The sequence below is a fragment of the Mycobacterium celatum genome (assembly GCF_002101595.1).
Lineage (GTDB): Bacteria > Actinomycetota > Actinomycetes > Mycobacteriales > Mycobacteriaceae > Mycobacterium > Mycobacterium celatum.
Genome location: NZ_LQOM01000022.1, coordinates 1 through 20858 on the forward strand (window position 1 = coordinate 1; position 20858 = coordinate 20858).

Annotated in this window: 19 protein-coding genes; 6 read left to right on the top strand and 13 right to left on the bottom strand. The window is 67.9% G+C overall.

Annotated elements, in window-relative coordinates; genetic code table 11:
• From AWB95_RS06995 to AWB95_RS07010, 4 genes are all read right to left on the bottom strand, one after another.
• Positions 1–1500 (bottom strand): PPE family protein (locus AWB95_RS06995; protein WP_085167942.1); only part of this gene is annotated, 1500 nt, incomplete at its 3' end.
• 2 nt (positions 1501–1502) lie between these two features.
• Positions 1503–1811: a PE family protein gene (locus AWB95_RS07000; protein WP_062539548.1), complete on the bottom strand. Its 309-nt coding sequence runs from the start codon at positions 1809–1811 to the stop codon at positions 1503–1505.
• 131 nt (positions 1812–1942) lie between these two features.
• Positions 1943–3436, bottom strand: coding sequence for a PPE family protein (locus AWB95_RS07005; RefSeq protein ID WP_085167865.1), 1494 nt, complete (start codon positions 3434–3436; stop codon positions 1943–1945).
• 73 nt (positions 3437–3509) lie between these two features.
• A complete protein-coding gene (locus tag AWB95_RS07010; RefSeq protein WP_062538605.1) occupies positions 3510–4424 on the bottom strand; it encodes a heme o synthase in 915 nt (304 codons plus the stop codon).
• Positions 4425–4631: 207 nt separating this feature from the next.
• Here AWB95_RS07010 and tkt point away from each other — a divergent pair, with 207 nt between their 5' ends.
• The 6 genes from tkt to AWB95_RS07040 all read left to right on the top strand — a co-directional run bounded on the left by tkt (position 4632) and on the right by AWB95_RS07040 (position 11678).
• A complete protein-coding gene (gene tkt / locus AWB95_RS07015; protein WP_062538606.1) occupies positions 4632–6722 on the top strand; it encodes a transketolase in 2091 nt (696 codons plus the stop codon).
• Positions 6723–6736: 14 nt separating this feature from the next.
• Positions 6737–7855, top strand: coding sequence for a transaldolase (tal, locus tag AWB95_RS07020; protein ID WP_062538607.1), 1119 nt, complete (start codon positions 6737–6739; stop codon positions 7853–7855).
• 98 nt (positions 7856–7953) lie between these two features.
• The gene (gene zwf / locus AWB95_RS07025) at positions 7954–9459 is read left to right on the top strand and encodes a glucose-6-phosphate dehydrogenase (protein ID WP_062538609.1); all 1506 of its coding nucleotides are present in this window, start codon (positions 7954–7956) and stop codon (positions 9457–9459) included.
• Complete coding sequence (gene opcA, locus AWB95_RS07030) at positions 9456–10367, top strand: glucose-6-phosphate dehydrogenase assembly protein OpcA (RefSeq protein WP_062538610.1); 912 nt, start codon at positions 9456–9458, stop codon at positions 10365–10367. The genes zwf and opcA overlap by 4 nt, the downstream gene beginning before the upstream one ends.
• Entirely contained in the window at positions 10364–11110 is a 747-nt protein-coding gene (gene pgl / locus AWB95_RS07035) for a 6-phosphogluconolactonase (protein ID WP_085167867.1), read from the top strand. The genes opcA and pgl overlap by 4 nt, the downstream gene beginning before the upstream one ends.
• Positions 11111–11285: 175 nt before the next feature.
• Complete coding sequence (locus tag AWB95_RS07040) at positions 11286–11678, top strand: hypothetical protein (protein ID WP_062541669.1); 393 nt, start codon at positions 11286–11288, stop codon at positions 11676–11678.
• A gap of 2 nt (positions 11679–11680) precedes the next feature.
• Here AWB95_RS07040 and secG read toward each other — a convergent pair whose 3' ends face one another.
• The 9 genes from secG to uvrC form a co-directional block, all read right to left on the bottom strand.
• On the bottom strand, positions 11681–11914 hold the full coding sequence (secG, locus tag AWB95_RS07045; RefSeq protein ID WP_045377679.1) for a preprotein translocase subunit SecG: 234 nt from the start codon (positions 11912–11914) through the stop codon (positions 11681–11683).
• Between the two features lie 10 nt (positions 11915–11924).
• Positions 11925–12284 (bottom strand): hypothetical protein, encoded by a 360-nt coding sequence (locus AWB95_RS23465; protein WP_198157867.1) that lies wholly within the window; start codon positions 12282–12284, stop codon positions 11925–11927.
• A gap of 417 nt (positions 12285–12701) precedes the next feature.
• Positions 12702–13487: a triose-phosphate isomerase gene (gene tpiA / locus AWB95_RS07055; protein ID WP_062541667.1), complete on the bottom strand. Its 786-nt coding sequence runs from the start codon at positions 13485–13487 to the stop codon at positions 12702–12704.
• Between the two features lie 13 nt (positions 13488–13500).
• On the bottom strand, positions 13501–14715 hold the full coding sequence (locus tag AWB95_RS07060; RefSeq protein WP_062541666.1) for a phosphoglycerate kinase: 1215 nt from the start codon (positions 14713–14715) through the stop codon (positions 13501–13503).
• A gap of 3 nt (positions 14716–14718) precedes the next feature.
• Positions 14719–15738, bottom strand: a complete 1020-nt coding sequence (gene gap / locus AWB95_RS07065; RefSeq protein ID WP_062541665.1) for a type I glyceraldehyde-3-phosphate dehydrogenase — start codon at positions 15736–15738, stop codon at positions 14719–14721.
• A 191-nt stretch (positions 15739–15929) separates the two neighbouring features.
• Positions 15930–16907 carry a DNA-binding protein WhiA gene (gene whiA / locus AWB95_RS07070; RefSeq protein ID WP_045377626.1) on the bottom strand — a complete coding sequence of 326 codons (978 nt, stop codon included), beginning with the start codon at positions 16905–16907 and terminating at the stop codon, positions 15930–15932.
• Entirely contained in the window at positions 16904–17947 is a 1044-nt protein-coding gene (gene yvcK, locus AWB95_RS07075; RefSeq protein WP_062538757.1) for a uridine diphosphate-N-acetylglucosamine-binding protein YvcK, read from the bottom strand. Before yvcK ends, whiA begins: the two co-directional genes overlap by 4 nt.
• On the bottom strand, positions 17944–18843 hold the full coding sequence (rapZ, locus tag AWB95_RS07080; protein WP_099539782.1) for an RNase adapter RapZ: 900 nt from the start codon (positions 18841–18843) through the stop codon (positions 17944–17946). Before rapZ ends, yvcK begins: the two co-directional genes overlap by 4 nt.
• 5 nt (positions 18844–18848) lie before the next feature.
• Entirely contained in the window at positions 18849–20792 is a 1944-nt protein-coding gene (uvrC, locus tag AWB95_RS07085; protein ID WP_062538758.1) for an excinuclease ABC subunit UvrC, read from the bottom strand.
• Positions 20793–20858 lie beyond the last annotated feature (66 nt).

Below are 20858 nucleotides of genomic sequence, written 5' to 3' on the forward strand. Positions count from 1 at the left end.
CTCATCACCATCCAGCGTCGCCAACCCCGCCGCCCGCTCGACGCCCTCACGACCCACCGTCCCGGCAAAACCCAACGGCCCGGCACCCTGCTCCGAGGCCACGGTCGGCCCGTCCCAGTCGGGGTCCAGCTCGACATTCATGTCCATGAACTTGTCGCCGCCCTCGGCCTGCTTCGCGCGCCGACGACGACGAGCCCGCGCCTGCTCACGCGACGCCGCCGCCGCGGCCGCCGCCGCGGAATCGGGCTCCGGCGCCTTGCGTTTCGCGCTGGAGCTGGCATTGGTGCTCATCCCCGAGCCGACCCCGATCCCGGGAGGTCCCACCACGTAGGGAGGGAGAAAACCCGTACCGCCGGCGGGCGGCAGTGATCCCGGCAGCGGCGCTGAACTGGCGACGGTGCTCGCCGTGGGTGCCGGCGCGGGTGCCGGCGCGGTCGCCGGGGCGGCGGCAGGTGCGGCCACCGTCGGCGCTATTGCGACCGCCGGCAGTACATTCGGCGCAGCCGCGACGGGCGCCGGCACCGGCGCCGCAGGAGGTTGGGGCAGGCCGGCCAGCCCCGCTAGCCCGGCGAAGCCGCCCACCGCCCCGATCGGGGCGATCGCCAGGCCGACGGCGGCCGCCATCAAGAGCGGTGATTGGCTTAGTGAGCTTGCGATCTCGGCGATGTGTGTCGGCCAGTCGAACAACGCGAGTTGCACAAGGTATTGAAATGCTGCGCCCGGATTGGTCAGCAGGTCTACGCCGAACTGCTGAAAATCCTCGAACAGTTCGAGTGCGCGAACCACCCACCAGATCGGTTGGCTCGCATCCGTATACGAGTCGTACGGGAGACCGTTCACCGTTCCGTTGGCGGGGTTCCAATTCACTCCGAAGTTCTTCAGGATGTTCGCAATGAGGTCATCCAGCGGGTTGTCGACCGTGGGATCGGTGCCATTCCCGGAGTGTTGCACCGAGGCGTCGGACTTCTGAATCTGAGGCGCCGCGGTGGTGTGTGGCGTCGACGCCACCGCAGTGCCGGAGACCGCATGATAGGTGCTCATCGTGGTGGCCGCCTGCACCCACATCCGCGCATAGTCGGCCTCGTTCAACGCGATCGGAATCGTGTTGATACCAAAGAAATTCGTCGCCACCAACACCGCATGCATCGCGTGATTGGCAGCCAGCTCGGCCAACGTCGGCATAGTGGCCAGGGCGGTGGTGTATGCGCCGGCAATGGTCTCGTGCTGGGCGGCCGCCGCGGCGCTGTCGGCGCTGGCTTGCGTCAGCCAAGCCAGGTACGGCGTGTGAGCCATCACGTACGCCTCGGCGGTCGGACCCTCCCACGCCCCGCCTTGTACCGAGGCCAAGAGTGCGCTGAGTTCATCTGCGACAGAAGCGTATTCAGCACTCAGCGACGACCACGTTCCTGCCGCCGCCAGCAGCGGGCCCGGTCCCGGACCGGTGCTCAGCAGCGCCGAATGCACCTCCGGCGGCGACGCCATCCACACAGGTGCCGTCACGATCAGCCGCCGGCGATTCCGTACGACGCCGCAGCGGCCGCGTCGCCGGCGACATAGCCGGCACCGGATTCACCGACACCAAAGCCGGCACGCCCCAACTCCTGCACACCGCCCACCACCACCGCGGAATGCTCGCTGCCCCGCACGCTGAGTTCGGCAGCGCTCTGCAGCGACACCGGGTCAGCGGCAGGAGGCACCACCGCCGAGATCACCGGGGCCGCGCCGGCGTGCGCGGCCGCCAACCGGGCGGTCAACGCTTCGACCGCCGCACTGGCAGCGGCCAGGCCTTCAGGCACCACACGCAACGCCATCCCGGCAACTCCTCCCGGCAACTAATGAACATGATTTTCATTATCTGGTATTGAATACGAAGCCGGCCGCTATTTCAAGCCCAACTCGCCGGGGGTGAGGCTGGTGGAGCCGAGTACTCAGGAGGTAGGCCTTAGGGGCCTTCGCGCCGTTCGTTCGTCTGGTCGCCCTGCTCGGACGCCCAACTGCCCGGCAGCAGCGGCAGGGTCGGGCCGCTGCCGAACCCGTCGCCGGCGAGCGTGGCCAGTCCTGCCGCCGCCGCAGCCGTATCCGTGCGTATCGCGCCCGCAAAACCGACCGGCCCGGCACCTCGATCCGAGGCAACCGTCGACGCGGGCCCGGCCCAGTCCGGCTCGACCTCGATATTCATGTCCATGAACTCGTCGCCGTGCCCGCGCAACCCGGCTTGGCGGCGCCGCCTCGCCCGCCTCTGCTCCCGCGCGGCTCTCGCGGAGGCCGGCGCGACGTCGGGCTCCGGGGCCCTCCTCTTGGCGCCGGCCCTGTCGCTGGCGCTCATCCCGGAATCGAATCCGATGCCGGGAGGGCCGACGACGTAGGGAGCGGCGAAACCAGCGTCGACCGGGACCGGCGGCGCCGCCGGCGAACCGGCCGCGGTGACCGAGCCGGGCGCCGGCGTCGATGCGGTGGTGGTCGCGGACGCCGACACGGTCGGCGCCACCGACGGCGAGAGCCCAGCGGCCGGCAATGCCTTCGACGGAGCCGGCGCGGACACCGCCTCCGGGACAGGCGCCGCGGAGGGTTGAGGCAGACCCGCCAGCCCCGCCAACGCGGCGAAACCCCCTGCGAATCCCGAGTTGGCGGCGGTGAGACCGACTGTGGCCGCGATCAGTTCGGGTTGGAACGCATTGATGAACTCACCCAGGTGACCGAACTCGTCGGCGATAAGGCCCCCGATGTCGCTCCAGAGCTGTGGTATCCCCTGGGACGGGTTGGACAGGATTTCGGGAAAATCTCTGCCGAGGGTGTCGGTGATTTCCGTGACCCGGTTGACGTACCAGCTCGGGTCGTACGGGTTGCCGCTGTCGTTGTCGATGATGTCCTGAGTACCGCCGTCGTTGGTGCTGTCAGATTTCTGGATCTGCGGCGCCGGCGCGGTACTGGGTGTCGACGCCACCGCAGTACCTGCGACGGCCTGGTAGGTGGTCATCGTGGCGGCGGCCTGGACCCACATCCGGGCATAGTCGGCCTCGTTGAGCGCGATCGGAATCGTGTTGATACCAAAGAAATTCGTCGCCACCAATACCGCGTGCATCGCGTGGTTGGCCGCCAACTCGGCCAGGGTCGGCATCGCGGCCAGCGCGGCGGTGTAGGCCGCCGCCGCGGTCTCGTGCTGGGCGGCCGCTGCTGCGCTGTCGGTGCTGGCCTGCGTCAGCCACGCCACGTACGGCACATGGGCTGCCACGTACGATTCCGCGCTGGGCCCCTGCCACGCTGCGGCCTGCACATCGGCGAGCACCGCGGTGAGTTCGTCGGCAACCGAGGCGTACTCAGTACTCAGCGACGACCACGCGGCGGCGGCCGCCAACAACGACCCCGGTCCGGGACCGCTGCTCAGCAAGGCCGAATACACCTCCGGCGGAAAAGCCATCCACACGGGCGCCGTCATACCAAGCCCTCCCCCGGGCACGAATACCTGAGCACTGGTCGGCCGACGGCGGGGAAAAGTTCCGTCCGACGTTCTACAGCAGGGTCGGCAACGCGATCGCCGAGTCCAGCGCCAGCGCGCAGAACACCACGGCCAGGTAGTTGTTCGACTGCAGGAACAACCGCAGCGGCTTGACCGGCTCCCCGCGGCAGACCCCGGCGTAGAGCTGGTGCGCCATCGCCAGGAACCACACCCCTGCCACGACCGCCACCGCCGTGTAGAGCCATCCGGCGGCCAGCGCCAGCACCAGTGTCGCGGCCACGGTCAACCAGGTGTAGACCAGGATCTGCTTGGTGACCTGGCGCTCGGTTGCCACTGCGGGCAGCATCGGCACACCGGCCGCCTGGTAGTCCTCCTTGTAGCGCATGGCCAGCGCCCAGGTGTGCGGTGGCGTCCAGAAGAAGATGATCGCGAACATCACCATGGCGGGCCAGCCGATGGTGCCGGTGACCGCCGACCAGCCGATCATCACCGGCATGCAACCGGCGGCCCCGCCCCACACCACGTTCTGCGAGGTCCGGCGCTTGAGCAGCAACGTGTAGACGAACACATAGAACGCGATCGTGGCGACCGCCAGCAGTCCCGACAACAAGTTCGTCGTCCACCACAGCCAGCAGAACGAGCCGACGCTGCAGGCCAGACCGAACACCAGGGCGTTGCGGGTCGGCACGCTGGCCCGGGCCAGTGGGCGTCGCGCGGTGCGCTTCATCACCTTGTCGATGTCGGCGTCGGCGACGCAGTTCAGGGTGTTGGCGCCGCCGGCGGCCAGCATCCCGCCGATCAGCGTGTTACCGATCAGCAGTGGGTTCACCGTGCCGCGGTCGGCCAGCAGCATCGCCGGTATTGCGGTAACCAGCAACAGCTCGATGACCCGCGGCTTGGTCAGCGCCAGGTACGCCAGCACCGTGGTGCGTACTCTGCTCGGCGCGACGCGCCCGCGAACGCTCACGCAATAACTCCTCGGGTCGCAGCAGCGCGCAGCTTCTACTACAGACGATGGTAGACCGCGCCCTCGCCCCGCCCACACCGCAGGGTCGATTTAGCGCGCCGGTTTACCCTGCGACCGAAAGTGGTACGTCGAAATCTTCACCTGCGTCGACGCAGGATCCCGCACTAGGGTGGGAATGAATTAGCTGCCGACCCGAGGACTTGAGTCGTGACGACATTGGAAGACATCTCTGCGCTCACCCGACCGCACCATCCCGATGACTGGACCGAGCTCGACTCGGCCGCCGTCGACACCATCCGAGTACTGGCTGCCGACGCGGTGCAGAAAGTCGGCAACGGCCATCCCGGCACCGCGATGAGCCTTGCCCCGCTGGCATACACGCTGTTCCAGCGGACCATGCGGCACGATCCCAGCGACACCACCTGGCTGGGCCGCGACCGGTTCGTCCTGTCGTGCGGGCATTCCAGCCTGACCCTCTACATCCAGCTCTACCTCGGCGGTTTCGGCCTCGAGCTCTCCGACATCGAGTCGCTGCGCACTTGGGGATCGAAAACCCCCGGGCATCCCGAGTTCCGGCACACCAAGGGGGTGGAGATCACCACCGGCCCCCTGGGCCAGGGTCTGGCGTCGGCGGTCGGCATGGCGATGGCATCGCGCTACGAGCGCGGCCTGTTCGACCCGGACGCCGCCCCGGGAACCAGTCCGTTCGACCACTACATCTACGTGATCGCCTCCGACGGCGACATCGAAGAGGGCGTGACGTCGGAGGCGTCGTCGCTGGCCGCGGTGCAGCAGCTGGGCAACCTCATCGTGTTCTACGACCACAACCAGATCTCGATCGAGGACGACACCAACATCGCGCTCTGCGAGGACACCGCCGCACGGTATGAGGCCTACGGCTGGCATGTGCAGCGAGTCGAGGGTGGCGAGAACGTGGTCGGCATCGAGGAGGCCATCGCCAACGCGCAGGCGGTCACCGACCGGCCGTCGTTCATCGAGTTGCGCACCATCATCGGCTACCCGGCGCCGAACAAGATGAACACCGGTGATGCCCATGGCGCGGCGCTGGGCGACGACGAGGTGGCCGAGGTCAAGAGGGTTCTCGGCTTCGACCCCGACAAGAAGTTCGAGGTCCGCGACGAGGTGCTGGCGCACACGCGCAAGCTGGTGGACCGCGGCAGGGAAGCGCACCAGAAGTGGCAGCCGGAGTTCGACGCGTGGGCGCAGCGTGAACCGGAACGCAAGGGCCTGCTGGACCGGTTGACCGCCGAAAAGCTGCCCGACGGTTGGGACGCGGACATCCCGAAATGGGAACCCGGGTCCAAGGAGGTGGCCACCCGCAAAGCCTCGGGCGACGTGCTTGCCGCGGTGGGAGCCAAGCTGCCCGAGTTGTGGGGCGGTTCGGCCGACTTGGCCGGCAGCAACAACACCACCATCGAAGGCGCGGATTCCTTTGGGCCGCCGTCGATTTCGACGAAGAAGTTCACCGCCCACTGGTATGGCCGCACGCTGCACTTCGGTGTTCGCGAGCACGCGATGGCCGCGATCCTGTCCGGCATCGTGCTGCACGGCCCCACCCGCGCCTACGGCGGCACGTTCCTGCAGTTCTCCGACTACATGCGCCCGGCGGTGCGGCTGGCGTCGTTGATGGACATCGACACCATCTATGTGTGGACGCACGACTCGATCGGTCTGGGCGAAGACGGGCCGACCCATCAGCCGATCGAGCATCTCTCGGCGCTGCGCGCGATTCCGGGGTTGTCGGTGGTGCGGCCGGCCGACGCCAACGAGACCGCCTACGCGTGGCGCACCATCCTCGCCCGGGGCAACGGCAGCGGTCCGGTCGGGCTCTGCCTGACCCGCCAGGGCGTGCCGGTGCTGGAGGGCACCAGCTATGAGGGTGTCGCCAGGGGCGGCTACATCCTGGGCGACGGGGGCGGCGACCAGCCCGACGTGGTGCTGATCGCCACCGGTTCAGAAGTGCAGATCGCGGTGGCAGCTCAGAAAGAGTTGGCGGACAAGGGTATTGCAGCGCGCGTGGTGTCGATGCCGTGCCTGGAGTGGTTCGAGTCGCAGCCCTACGACTACCGCGACAAGGTGCTGCCGCCGAGCGTGTCGGCCCGGGTCGCCGTCGAAGCGGGTGTCGCGCAATGCTGGCACAAGCTGGTCGGCGACACCGGACAGATCGTCTCGATCGAGCACTACGGCGAATCCGCCGACTACAAGACCCTGTTCCGCGAGTTCGGTTTCACCCACGAAGCCGTCGTCGCCGCCGCTGAACGGGCACTGGACAACTAAAGGAGGAAGTCCAAATGACTCAGAATCCCAACCTTGCCGCGCTGACCGCGGCCGGCGTATCCGTTTGGCTGGACGACTTGTCGCGAGAGCGGTTGCGCTCGGGCAACTTACAGGAACTGATCGACACCAAGTGCGTCGTCGGGGTCACCACCAACCCGACGATCTTCCAGAAAGCGCTCGCGGAGAGCGACGTCTACGACGACCAGGTGGCCGAGCTCGCCGAGCGCGGTGCCGACGTGGACGCCACGGTGCGCACCGTCACCACCGACGATGTGCGCGACGCCTGCGACGTCCTCACGCCCCAGTGGGAGGCCTCCGACGGGGTCGACGGCCGCGTCTCGATCGAGGTCGACCCGCGGCTGGCCCACGACACCGACAAGACCATCGCCCAGGCCGTCGAGCTGTGGAAGATCGTCGACCGGCCGAACCTGTTCATCAAGATCCCGGCCACCGAAGCCGGTCTGCCGGCCATCACTGCCGTACTGGCGGAAGGCATTTCGGTCAACGTCACGCTGATCTTCTCCGTCGAGCGGCACCGGGCGGTGATGGACGCCTACCTGAAGGGGCTGGAGGCGGCCAAGAAGGCAGGGCACGACCTGTCCAAGATCCATTCGGTGGCATCGTTTTTCGTGTCTCGGGTGGACACCGAGATCGACAAGCGGCTGGAAAAGATCGGCACCGAGGGAGCTTTGGCGCTGCGCGGACAGGCTGGTGTGGCCAACGCCCGGCTGGCCTACGCCGCCTACCAGGAGGTGTTCATCGGCGGGGAGGCCTACGAGAAGCTCAAGGCCGACGGCGCGCGGGTGCAGCGGCCGCTGTGGGCGTCGACCGGGGTCAAGAACCCCGACTACTCCGACACCCTCTACGTCACCGAGCTGGTTGCCCCCAACACGGTGAACACCATGCCGGAGAAGACGATCGAGGCCGTCGCCGACCACGGCGTCATCACCGGTGACACCGTCACCGGCACCGCGTCGGCGGCCCAGGAGGTGTTCGACAAGCTCGAAGCGGTCGGCGTCGACCTGACCGACGTGTTCGTGGTGCTGGAGAACGAAGGCGTGCAGAAGTTCGAGGAGTCCTGGAACGAGCTGCTAAAGGAAACCAGAGCCCAGCTCGAGTCCACCGGCAAGTGAGCCCGGCCGGTGCCCGGACCGTCGCCGGGCAGTGGCAAAACCACCGTGGCGATCGCAAGCGCGGCGAAGCCGGGCGCTGGGGGTCGCCACAAAACCCGTTGCGGGACAAGCGCGACAAACGGCTGCCCCGGATCGCCCCATCGTGCGCCTTGGTGATCTTCGGCGTCACCGGTGACCTGGCCCGCAAAAAGGTGATGCCAGCCGTCTACGACCTGGCCAACCGCGGCCTGCTTCCGCCGACCTTCGCGCTGGTCGGGTTCGCCCGCCGGGACTGGGAGGACCAGGACTTCAGCCAGCAGGTGTACGAGGCCGTCAAGGAGCATGCCCGCACACCGTTCCGCCAGGCGATCTGGGATCGGCTGGCCGAGGGAATCCGGTTCGTGCAAGGCACTTTCGACGACGACGCCGCGTTCGCCCGGCTGGCCGAGCGCCTGGACAAGCTCGACGCCGGACGCGGCACCGGCGGCAATCACGCCTTCTATCTGGCCATCCCGCCCAAGTCGTTCCCGACGGTCTGCGAGCAGCTCGACCGGTCCGGGCTGGCCCGGCCGCACAACGGCCGATGGAGCCGGGTGGTGATCGAGAAGCCGTTCGGCCACGACCTGGATAGTGCACGCGAGCTCAACAAGGTGGTCAACAGTGTCTTCCCGGAGGAGTCGGTGTTTCGCATCGACCACTACCTGGGCAAGGAGACCGTGCAGAACATCTTGGCCTTGCGGTTCGCCAACCAGCTGTTCGACCCGATCTGGAACGCGCACTACGTCGACCATGTGCAGATCACCATGGCCGAAGACATCGGTCTGGGCGGGCGCGCCGGATACTACGACGGAATCGGTGCCGCGCGCGACGTGATCCAGAACCACCTGATGCAGCTGCTGGCCCTGACCGCGATGGAGGAGCCGGTGAGCTTCCAGCCCACCGAACTGCAGACCGAGAAGATCAAGGTGCTCTCGGCCACGCAGCTCGCACAGCCGCTGGACGAGACCACCAGCCGCGGCCAGTACACCGCCGGCTGGCAGGGCGGGCAGAAGGTGGTCGGTCTGCTCGACGAGGAGGGGTTTTCCAAGGACTCGGTCACCGAGACGTTCGCCGCCATCACGCTGGAGGTCGACACGCGACGCTGGGCCGGGGTGCCGTTCTACCTGCGCACGGGAAAACGGCTGGGCCGCAGGGTGACTGAGATCGCGTTGGTGTTCAAACGCGCTCCGCATCTGCCGTTCGACGCCACCATGACCGACGAGCTGGGCGCCAATGCCCTGGTGATCCGGGTGCAGCCCGACGAAGGCGTCACGCTGCGGTTCGGGTCCAAGGTGCCGGGCACCGCGATGGAGGTACGCGACGTCAACATGGATTTCTCCTACGGCTCAGCTTTCGCCGAGGATTCGCCCGAGGCGTACGAGCGGTTGATCCTCGACGTGCTGCTCGGCGAGCCGTCGCTGTTTCCGGTCAACGAAGAAGTCGAATTGGCTTGGGAGATACTCGATCCGGTTCTGGACAATTGGGCCGCTCACGGGAAGCCCGAGCCGTATGAAGCCGGCACCTGGGGTCCGGCGTCGTCGTTCGAGATGCTGCGCCGGACCGGCCGGGAATGGCGGCGGCCGTGATTATCGATATGCCGGACACCAGCACCACCGCCATCAACAAGAAGCTCGACGAGTTGCGGGAAAGAGTCGGCGCGGTAACGATGGGCCGGGTTTTGACGTTGGTCATTGCGCCGGATAGTGAAGCGGTACTTGAAGATTCGATCGAGGCGGCCAATGCCGCCAGCCACGAGCATCCCAGCCGGATCATCGTGGTGCGCAACCGCGACGCCGACGCCCCGCAGGCACGGTTGGATGCCCAGCTGCGGGTCGGCGGTGACAGCGGCGCCGGCGAGGTGGTGGTGCTGTGGCTGTCGGGTCCGCTGGCCGGCCACTCCGCCAGCGTCGTCGTGCCGTTCCTGTTGCCCGACATCCCGGTGGTGGCGTGGTGGCCGGACATCGCGCCCGCGGTGCCGGCTCAGGATCCCTTGGGCAAGTTGGCGATTCGGCGCATCACCGACGCCACTAACGGTGTCGACCCGCTGTCGGCGATCAAAAGCCGACTGCCCGGATACACGCCCGGCGACACCGACCTGGCCTGGAGCCGCATCACCTACTGGCGGGCGCTGCTCGCGTCGGCGGTGGATCAGCCGCCGCACGAACCGATCACCTCGGCGCTGGTGTCCGGCCTGAAGACCGAGCCGGCGCTGGACGTGATTGCCGGCTGGCTTGCCAGCCGGATCGACGGTCCGGTGCGCCGCGCTGTCGGCGAGCTCAAAGTCGAGCTGGTGCGCACCACCGAGACGATCACATTGAGCCGCCCGCAGGAGGGAACGACGGCGACATTGAGTCGCACCGCCAAGCCGGACGCGTTGGTTCCGTTGCCGCGCAGAGAAACTCGTGAATGTTTGGCAGAGGACCTGCGGAGGCTGGACCCGGACGTGATCTACCGTTCTGCGCTTGAAGGCATCGATCGGGTGGAGTACATATGAGCACCAGCATTGAGACATTCCCCGACAGCGACGCGCTGGTCGCCGCGGCAGGAGAGCGACTGATCGGTGTCATCGACGCGGCGCTGGCGGCGCGGGGCCGCGCGCTGATCGTGCTGACCGGCGGCGGCAACGGCAACCGGCTGCTGAAATATCTCAAATCCCAGCAGCAGCGCATCGACTGGGCAGGAGTGCACCTGTTCTGGGGGGACGAGCGCTACGTGCCCGAAGACGACGACGAGCGCAACGAGAAGCAGGCGCGGGCGGCCTTGCTCGATCACATCGACATCCCGGCCCGCAACGTGCATGCGATGCCGGCTCGCGACGGCGAATTCGACAGCGACCTGGCGGCCGCGGCGCTCGCTTACGAGCAGGTCCTGGCGGCCAACGCCGAACCAGGCCAGCCCGCACCCGATTTCGACGTCCATTTCCTGGGCGTGGGCCCCGAGGGGCACGTCAATTCGTTGTTCCCCGACACATCCGCCGTGCGGGAAACCACCCGGCTGGTGGTCGCTGTCGACGATTCGCCGAAACCGCCGCCGGAGCGCATCACGTTGACGCTGCCCGCGGTCCGGCGGGCCCGCGAAGTCTGGATGATGGTGTCGGGCGCGGAGAAGGCCGACGCCGTGGCGGCCGCGGTCGGCGGCGCCGACCCGGTGTCGTGCCCGGCCGCCGGCGCCGTCGGGCGGGAGAACACGGTCTGGTTCCTCGACAGCGAAGCGGCCGCCAAGCTGCCGAGTAGCTAGCCTCGCTGCTCGGCCTGACGGTCGGCGTAGCCGGCGGCATACTCCTCGAGTCGCCGGGCGGTGTCGCGTTCCGCGGCGCTGGGCGTCACGAAGTGGCGCCGATCCCCCTCACAGTGTCGCTGGTACATACCGATCAGATGCACTGTCGGCGGCGGCGGTTCCGCAGGGGGCAATAATGAGCGCCATGGCTGACAAAACCGAACGCGCCCCCCGGGAGCGGATCAAGACCCTAGCGCAGGCGGCGATGAACGCCGACGTCACGGTGGCGCAACTCGAGTCGTTGCTGACAGGTCTCGGACCGACCCTGAATGACCTCAACGAGTCGCTGTCGGTTTTGAATGCCACCGTCGAGCGCCTCGACAACGGCCTGGACCACTTTGAAGGCACCCTGACCGGCCTGGACGATCTGGCGCGCCGGCTGGTTGCGCTGATCGAGCCGGTGGAGGCCATCGTCGAGCGGATCGACTACATCCTGAGCGTCGGCGAGACGGTGATGTCGCCGTTGTCAGTGACCGAGCACGCGGTGCGCGGCGTGCTCAACGCGTTGCGGAATCGGACCGTGCGCTGACGTCAGCGGAACTTGATCAGCAGGGCCATCGCGACGATCGACACCAGCCAGATGCCGGTGACGAACAGCGTCAGCCGGTCGAGGTTTTTCTCCACCACGGTCGACCCCGACAGGCTGGACTGCACGCCGCCACCGAACAGCGTGGACAGACCGCCACCCTTGGCGCGGTGTAGCAGGACCAGGAGCACCACCAGCACGCTGGTGACCACCAGGATGATCTGCAAGGCCAATTGCATGGCCGCCACCTTACCGGCTGGTGCTCGGCCGCCCGAACTGGATACGGTCCAGCGCCGCCTGCGCCGCCGCGGGGAAGCGTGGGTCGGGCTGGAGCGCGTTCTCCCTGGCGCAGGCTTCGGTGAACTTGATCACGTGCTCGTCGCCGTTCTCCGCCGCCCGACCGAACAGGTCCTGCCACGACGGCAACCCGTCGCGGGACGCGATCTCGAGGCTCTGCTGTTCGCCGCCGGCGTCGCGGGTGAACCTCGCCAGCAGCGCGACGTGTACACGCCACATGGCGGCCACCGACGGTTGGTGCAACTCGCCGGGTAGCTGGGCCAGCCCGATCCGCATGGCGGCCGGCGCCGTCACGGCGTGAATCATCGGCACCGGCGGCTCGTCCGGGTGAGCGAGGTAGACACCACGTCACGCCACGGCCGCTCGGCGAGTTCCGGCGGAACAACTCCTCCCAATCCCCCGCCCGCGCGAAGCGTCCCAACGCCTCACGCCAGGATTGCTCGTCCGACGGGTCGATCCGGAATCTGGACTCGGGTGGATCATGATGGTCCATCCGACGTTTGTAGTGTTCGACCCAGGACGCCACCTCGTCGCCAAAGCCCAAGGTGCACAACGCTTCAGCGGCCATTGGGCCGTGGTTGGCGAAGTCGTTCTCGCCGCGCTCATAGCCGAGCCCGTCGAGACGCTCGTACGCCTCGGCCATCGCATCGGAATACACGTTGCTGGAGGTCGTCGTCCGCATGGCCCCACGCTATGACCTCAAACGCAGTTGAGGTCAACCGCAGCGCTCTACGGAATTGGGCCGCCCGCGGCGATCGCGCACAACGTCGCGAACTGCTCGCCGTCCAGCGACGCCCCGCCCACGAGGGCGCCGTCGACGTCGTCGCAGGCGATGATGTCGCCGATGTTTTTCGCGGTCACCGAGCCGCCGTAGAGCACTCGCACCGTCTCGGCGACCTGCGGCGACGCCAGCGAGCCCAGCTCCTTGCGGATCGCCGCGCACACCTCCTGCGCGTCGCTGGCGCTGGCGACCCGCCCGGTGCCGATGGCCCACACCGGCTCGTAGGCGATCACCACGCGGCCGATCTGCTCGGCGGACAGCCCGGCCAGCGAGCCCCGCAGCTGCTCGACGTTGTGGCTCACGTGGCCACCGGCTTCACGGACCTCGAGGTGCTCGCCGATGCAGACGATCGGGATCAGGTCGTGCTTGAGCGCAGCGGCGGCCTTGGCGGCCACCAGCGCATCGTCCTCGTTGTGATACGTGCGCCGCTCGGAGTGCCCGACGACGGCGTAGGTGCAGCCCAGCTTGGCGAGGAAGGCCCCGCTGATGTCGCCGGTGTACGCGCCCGAGTCGTGGGGCGACAGGTCCTGGGCGCCGTACGTCAGCCGCAGCTTGTCGCCGTCGACCAGGGTTTGCACGCTGCGCAGGTCGGTGAACGGCGGGATCACCGCCACGTCGACCTTGTCGTAGTACTTGTCCGGCAACGAAAATGCGATCTTCTGCACCAGCGCGATCGCCTCGAAATGGTTGAGGTTCATCTTCCAGTTGCCGGCGATCAGCGGCTTACGGCTCATCGGGATCCTTACCTCAGCTGCTCAATACTTCTAGGCCGGGCAACGCTTTGCCCTCAAGGTATTCCAGCGACGCGCCGCCGCCGGTGGAAATATGCGAGAAGCCGTCCTCGGGCAGCCCGAGCGCGCGCACCGCCGCCGCGGAGTCACCGCCGCCGACCACGCTGAACGCCCCCTTGGTGGTCGCCGCGGCGATCGCCTCGGCGACCCCATTGGTGCCGGCGGCGAAGGCGGGGAACTCGAAGACACCCATCGGGCCGTTCCAGAAGATCGTCTTCGCGTTGGACAGCAAGGTGGTGAACCGCTGCACCGACCCCGGCCCGATATCCAGGCCCATTTTTCCCTCGGGAATTGCGTCCGCCGCGACCACGTCCGGCGTCGCATCGGGGGCGAACTTGTCGGCCACGACGATGTCCACCGGCAGTCGCAGCACGTCGGCGTAGGTGTCCAGCAGCCGTCGGCAGGTGTCGACCATCTCACTCTCGAGCAGCGATGTGCCGACCGAGAGGCCTTGCGCGGCAAGGAATGTGAAGCACATGCCACCGCCGATCACGATGCTGTCGGCCTTGGTCGCCAGTTTCTCGATGACGCCCAGCTTGTCGGAGACCTTCGAGCCACCGAGCACCACGGCATACGGCCGCTCGGTTGAACTGGTCAGGCGCTCAAGGACTTTCACCTCGTCGGCGACCAGTGTTCCGGCGTAGTGCGGCAGCAGGGTGGCGACGTCGTACACCGAGGCCTGTTTGCGGTGCACCACCCCGAACCCGTCGGAGACAAAAGCCCCGTCATCACCGACGAGTTCGGCCAGTTGCCTGGCCATCGCCAGCCGCTCGGCGTCGTCCTTGCTGGTCTCGCGCGGGTCGAAGCGAATGTTCTCCAGCAGCAGGACGTCTCCGTCGGTGAGGCCCTCGGCGCGGGCCAGCGCGTCGCTGCCGACGACATCGCCGGCAAGTTGCACGTGCTGACCGAGTTGCTCGCTCAGCGCGGCGGCGACCGGTGCCAGCGACAGCTTCGGGTCGAGACCGCCCTTCGGGCGGCCCAGATGCGCCGTCACCACCACTTTGGCGCCGGCGTCGACCAGCGCCTTCAGCGTCGGCACCGACGCGCTGATGCGACCGGGGTCGGTGATTGCCCCGTCGTCGTCGAGCGGGACGTTGAGGTCGGAGCGCACCAGCACGCCCCGCCCCGAAACCCCTTGTGCAAGAAGGTCGTCGAGTGTCTGAATGCTCACGGCTTACAGCGACTTACCGACCAGCGCGACGAGGTCGACGAGGCGGTTGGAGTAGCCCCACTCGTTGTCGTACCAGGACACCACCTTGGCCTGGTTGTCGATCACCTTGGTCAGGCCCGCGTCGAAAATCGAGCTGTGCGGGTCGGTGACGATGTCGCTGGAGACGATAGGGACGTCGTAGTACTTGAGGATGCCTTTGAGCCTGCCCTCGGCCGCCGCCTTGAACGCCCCGTTGATCTCCTCGACGCTGGCGGGCTTGGCGAGGTCGGCGGTCAGGTCGGTGACCGAGCCGGTGGGAATCGGGACCCGCAGCGCGTAGCCGTCGAGCTTGCCCTTCAGCTCGGGCAGCACCAGGCCGATCGCCTTGGCCGCGCCCGTGGAGGTCGGGACGATGTTGAGGCCGGCGGCGCGGGCGCGACGCAGATCCTTGTGCGGCCCGTCCTGCAGGTTCTGGTCCTGGGTGTAGGCGTGGATGGTGGTCATCAGACCCTTGACGATCCCGAACTCGTCATTGAGCACCTTGGCCAGCGGGCCCAGGCAGTTCGTCGTACACGATGCGTTGGAGATGATGTTCTGGCTGCCGTCGTACTTGTCGTCGTTGACGCCGAGCACGATGGTGATGTCCTCGTCGGTGGCCGGCGCGGAGATGATCACCTTCTTGGCACCGGCGCTCAGGTGACCCTTGGCCTTGGCGGCGTTGGTGAAAAGACCGGTGGATTCGACGACGACGTCGACGCCAAGGTCGCCCCACGGCATGGCGGCCGGGCCTTCCCTGACCTCCAACGCTTTGATCTTGGCGCTGCCGACGACGATGGTGTCCTCGCCTTCGAGGCTGACGTCTTGGGGCAGCCGGCCCAGGATCGAGTCGAATTTGAGCAGGTGAGCGAGCGTGGCGTTGTCGGTGATGTCGTTGACGGCCACCACCTCGACGTCGGTGATGCCCTGCTCTTGCTGCGCCAGTAGGGCCCGGTAGAAGTTTCGCCCGATTCGACCGAAGCCGTTGATGCCTACCCGGACCGTCACGTCTCTCGTCTCCTTAGTTGCTGGTGTGATCCACCGGCCAGCCTAGTGGTGGTCGCAAGCGCGGCGAAGCCGGGCGTCAGGACGCGGCGAGCGCATCCGCTGCCGAGATCGACGTATTGCAGACAAAGATCGAGTAAGTGCCCGCACAACGTCGATCTCAACGCGCCATCACGTGGTCGGGCGACGGCCAGTTAGGCGTCCTCGAGCAAATCGGGCGTCACCGCCGATTCGGTGTCGGGAATGCCGTCCTGTTTGGCTTTGCGGTCGGCCATCGACAGCAGCCGCCGAATACGCCCCGCCACAGCATCTTTCGTCATCGGCGGATCGGCCAGCCGGCCCAGCTCCTCCAAGGAGGCTTGCCGGTGCTCGACGCGCAGCTTGCCGGCCGCGGCCAGATGGTCGGGCACGGTATCGCCGAGGATTTCCAGCGCACGCTCCACCCGGGCGGCCGCCGCCACCGCTGCGCGCGCCGAGCGCCGCAGGTTGGCATCGTCGAAGTTGGCCAACCGGTTGGCCGTCGCCCGCACCTCGCGGCGCATCCGGCGCTCCTCCCAGATCAGCCGGGTGTCCTGGGCGCCCATCCGGGTCAGCAGCGCGCCGATGGCCTCGCCGTCGCGCACCACGACGCGGTCGGCGCCGCGCACCTCACGCGCCTTGGCGCTGATCCCGAGCCGGCGCGCCGCGCCGACCAGCGCCAGAGCGGCCTCCGGGCCGGGGCAGCTGACCTCCAGGGCCGACGAGCGGCCCGGTTCGGTCAGCGATCCGTGCGCCAGGAAGGCGCCCCGCCACGCGGCCTCGGCGTCGGCGACGCTGCCGCCGACCACCTGGGCCGGCAGCCCCCGCACCGGGCGGCCTCGCAGGTCCAGCAAGCCGGTCTGGCGGGCCAGCGCCTCGCCGTCGTTGGCGACCCGGATCACATACCGGGTCTGCTTGCGAATTCCGCTGGCGGACAACACATGTACCACCGCGTTGTAGCCGTAGAGATCGAAGATGTCCTTGCGCAGCCGCCGGGCGATGCTGCCCAGGTCCACTTCGGCTTCGACAACCACCCGGCCGCCGACGATGTGCAGCCCCCCGGCGAACCGCAGCAGCGAGGTGACCTCGGCACGCCGCGCGCTCACCGAGTTCACCACCAGGCGGCTCAACTCGTCTTTGACTTCGGCCGTCATTGCCACGCGTCGTCACCTCTCGGTCCGTCTGCGCCGGGTTGCTGACGTTCACCTTCGATCGGCATCGGGGCTGTCACCGGGGACGCTGCCTGACCAGTGTCGCGCATGCCCACTCCGTCCAGCGCCGCGGCCAGCTTGCCCGGGTCATGTAAAGGTGTACCAGCCCGCGAGACGTCCGCGAACTGAACCTCGGCGTCCAGCAACTTTGCGGTGCGCCGCAGTTGGTCACGTTCGCGCTCACTGGGCACCCGCTCGGCGTCGATGATGACGTCGTGCACGCTGAAGTCCGGTGCGTGCTGGGCGAGCACGTGCAAGTGGCGTTCCACCGAGAACCCGGCCGTCTCCCCCGGCTCGGCGACCAGGTTGAGCACCAGCGCGCGCCGCGCCGTGGTGGCCCGCAGTGCGGCGGCCAGCCCCGGCACCAGCACGTGCGGGATGACGCTGGTGAACCAGGACCCGGGCCCCAGCACCACCAGGTCGGCGGCCATGATCGCGTCGACGGCCTGCCGGGTGGCCGGCGGGTTGGCGGGCAGCAGCCGCACCCGGCGAACCTTGCCCGGCGTGGTCGCGATCGCCACCTGACCGCGGATCACCCTGAACATCCGCGGGTCGGCCTCCAGGCCGGAGACGTCGGCCTCGATCTGCAGCGCGATCGGGCACATCGGCAACACCCGGCCCTTGACACCGAGGACGCGGCCCATCTCGTCGAGCGCGGCGACCGGGTCGGCCAGCATCTCCGACAGGCCGGCCAGCAGCAGGTTTCCGATCGGATGCCCGGCCAGCGCGCCGCTGCCGCCGAACCGGTGCTGCAGGACGGTCGCCCACAGCCGACCGTGTGGGCTGTCGGATGCCAACGCCGCCAACGCCATTCGCAGGTCACCCGGCGGCACCACATCGAGTTCGCTGCGCAGCCGGCCCGAGGATCCGCCGTCGTCGGCGACGGTGACGACGGCGGTGACGTGCGGGGTCAGCCGCCGGGCCGCGGACAGCGTCGCGTACAGGCCGTGTCCGCCGCCCAGGGCGACAATGCGCAAACTCATTCGCGGCCCAGATCCCGGTGCAACACCCGCACCGACAGTTGGCTATCCGGTTCCAGCAGCCGCGCCAGCGCTTCGGCGATGGCCACACTGCGATGCTTGCCGCCGGTGCAACCGATGGCGACGGTCATGTAGCGCTTCCCCTCCCTGCGATAGCCGTCGACAACCAGGGACAGCAATCGATGGTAGGTGTCGAGGAACTCTGCCGCGCCGGTCTGGCCGAGCACGTAGTCACGAACCATCGGATGTTGTCCGGTGTGCGGCCGCAGTTCGTCGACCCAGTGCGGGTTGGGCAGGAATCGCACGTCCATCACCATGTCGGCGTCCATCGGCAGGCCGTATTTGTAGCCGAAGGATTCGACGGTCACGCTGGTATGCGCGACGGCCTCACCACCGAAGGCGCGTTCGATGCTTTCCCGCAGGCCACGCACCGACAGCGTGGACGTGTCGATGATCAGGTCGGCGGTGGCGCGCACCGGCGCCAGCATCTCGCGCTCGGCGGCGATGCCCTCGGCCAGTGTTTGCTCGCCCTGCAGCGGGTGGCTGCGGCGATTCTGCTCGTAACGCCGCACCAGCATGTCGTCGGAGGCCTCCATGAACAACACCCGCGGGGTGATGTTGCGAGTGGCCAGGTCGTTGCGTACCCAATCCAGGTCGCCGGTGAACCCGCGGGACCGCACGTCCATCACCACCGCCAGCTGGGTGATCCGCGAGCCCGCCGCCAGACCGAAGTCCACCATCCGGGTGATCAGCTGCGGCGGCAGGTTGTCGGCGACATACCAGCCGAGGTCCTCGAGCACCTTGGCCGCGGTGCCGCGCCCAGCCCCGGACAGCCCGGTTACCAGAACGACGTCGATGCCGGATTCGGTTGCGCTGTTGACGTTTTCGGAGCTCGGCATGCTGGTCATCCGGACGCCTGTTCGACGGGTTGTGCATCGCCGCGCAGCGCGTCGCGCACCGCGGTGGCGGTCGCCACACCGATGCCGGGCACCGCGGTGATCTCCTCGACGGTGGCCTGCCGCAGCCGCGCCACCGACCCGAAATGGGTGACCAGCGCCTTGCGCCGGTGCTCACCGAGCCCCGGCACCGCGTCCAGCGCGGACGCCGTCATGCGCTTGGACCGCTTGCTGCGGTGATAGCTGATCGCGAAGCGGTGCGCCTCGTCGCGGATGCGCTGTAGCAGATAGAGGCCTTCGCTGTTGCGCGGCAAGATGATCGGGTCCGGCTCACTGGGCACCCACACCTCCTCGAGCCGCTTGGCCAGCCCGATCACCGCCACGTCGGTGATGCCGAGTTCGTCGAGCACCGCGCTGGCCGCGTTGACCTGTGGCGCGCCGCCGTCGACGACGTACAGATTCGGCGGATAGGCGAACTTACGTGACTTCCCTTCCGGTGCAAGGGTATTCGCCTCCTGCAGGTGGCGGGCGAAGCGGCGCCGCGTCACCTCGGCAATCGAGGCGACGTCGTCGGAGCGGCCCTGTCCGGCGGCTTCCCGGATGGCGAAGTGACGGTAGTCCGACTTGCGCGGCAGACCGTCTTCGAACACCACCAGCGAGCCCACCACGTCGGTGCCCTGCACGTGGCTGATGTCTACGCATTCGATGCGCAGCGGCGCCTCGGCCAGGCCGAGCGACTCCTGAATATTCTGCAGCGCAGCAGATCTGGCGGTGAAGTCGCCGGCCCGCTTCAGTTTGTGTTGTTGCAGCGCCTCTTTGGCGTTTCGCTGCACGGTTTCGGCGAGCGCACGCTTGTCGCCGCGCCGCGGGACGCGCAGCGCCACCCGCGAGCCGCGCAGGTTCGACAGCCAGCTGGCCAGCTCGTCGGAGTTGGGCGGCAGACACGGGACCAGCACCTCGCGAGGCACCGGGTTGCTGGATTCGTCGGCGGCGCCGTCGAGTTCGGCCTGCTCGCCGTAGAACTGGGTGAGGAACTGCTCGACCAGCTGCGCCTCGCCGGAATCCCCTGGATCGCCCGGCTTTTCGACGATCCAGCCGCGCTGGCCTCTCACGCGCCCGCCACGGACATGGAATACCTGCACCGCGGCCTCCAGCTCGTCGTCGGCGAACGCCACCACGTCGGCGTCGGTGCCGTCGCCGAGCACCACGGCCTGCTTCTCCAGTGCCCGCTTCAACGCCGACAGGTCGTCACGCAGCCGCGCTGCCCGTTCGAAGTCGAGATGCTGGGCGGCGGTGTTCATCTGCTGTTCCAGGCTGCGCGCGTACCGGTCGGTTTTGCCGGACAGGAAGTCGCAGAAATCCAACACGATCTGACGATGCTGCTCGGCGGTGACCCGCCCGATGCACGGCGCCGAGCATTTGTCGATGTAGCCGAGCAGGCAGGGCCGGTCGATTTGCTTGTGCCGCTTGAACACTCCGGCCGAGCAGGTACGTGCCGGGAACACCCGGGTCAGCAGGTCGAGGGTTTCCCGGATGGCCCAGGCGTGCGAGTACGGCCCGAAATAGCGCACGCCCTTCTTGCGGGGACCGCGGTAGACCATCAGCCGTGGGAATTCCTCGCCCAGGGTGACGGCCAGCACCGGATAGGACTTGTCGTCGCGGTAGCGGACGTTGAACCGCGGGTCGAACTCCTTGATCCAGTTGTATTCCAGCTGCAGCGCCTCGACCTCGGTCTTCACCACCGTCCACTCGACTTTCGCGGCGGTGGTCACCATCTGGCGGGTGCGCGGGTGCAGGCTCGCGACGTCGGCGAAGTACGACGTCAGCCGGCTGCGCAGGCTTTTGGCTTTGCCCACGTAGATGACGCGCCCGTGCTGGTCCCGGAACCGGTACACGCCCGGCTCGACCGGGATGGACCCGGGCGCGGGGCGATACGTGGCGGGGTCAGGCACGGTTTCCAGGCTAGTCTGCCGCCGCGACAAGACGCAGAATCGCACTGGGACGGCGTCGCGGATGCG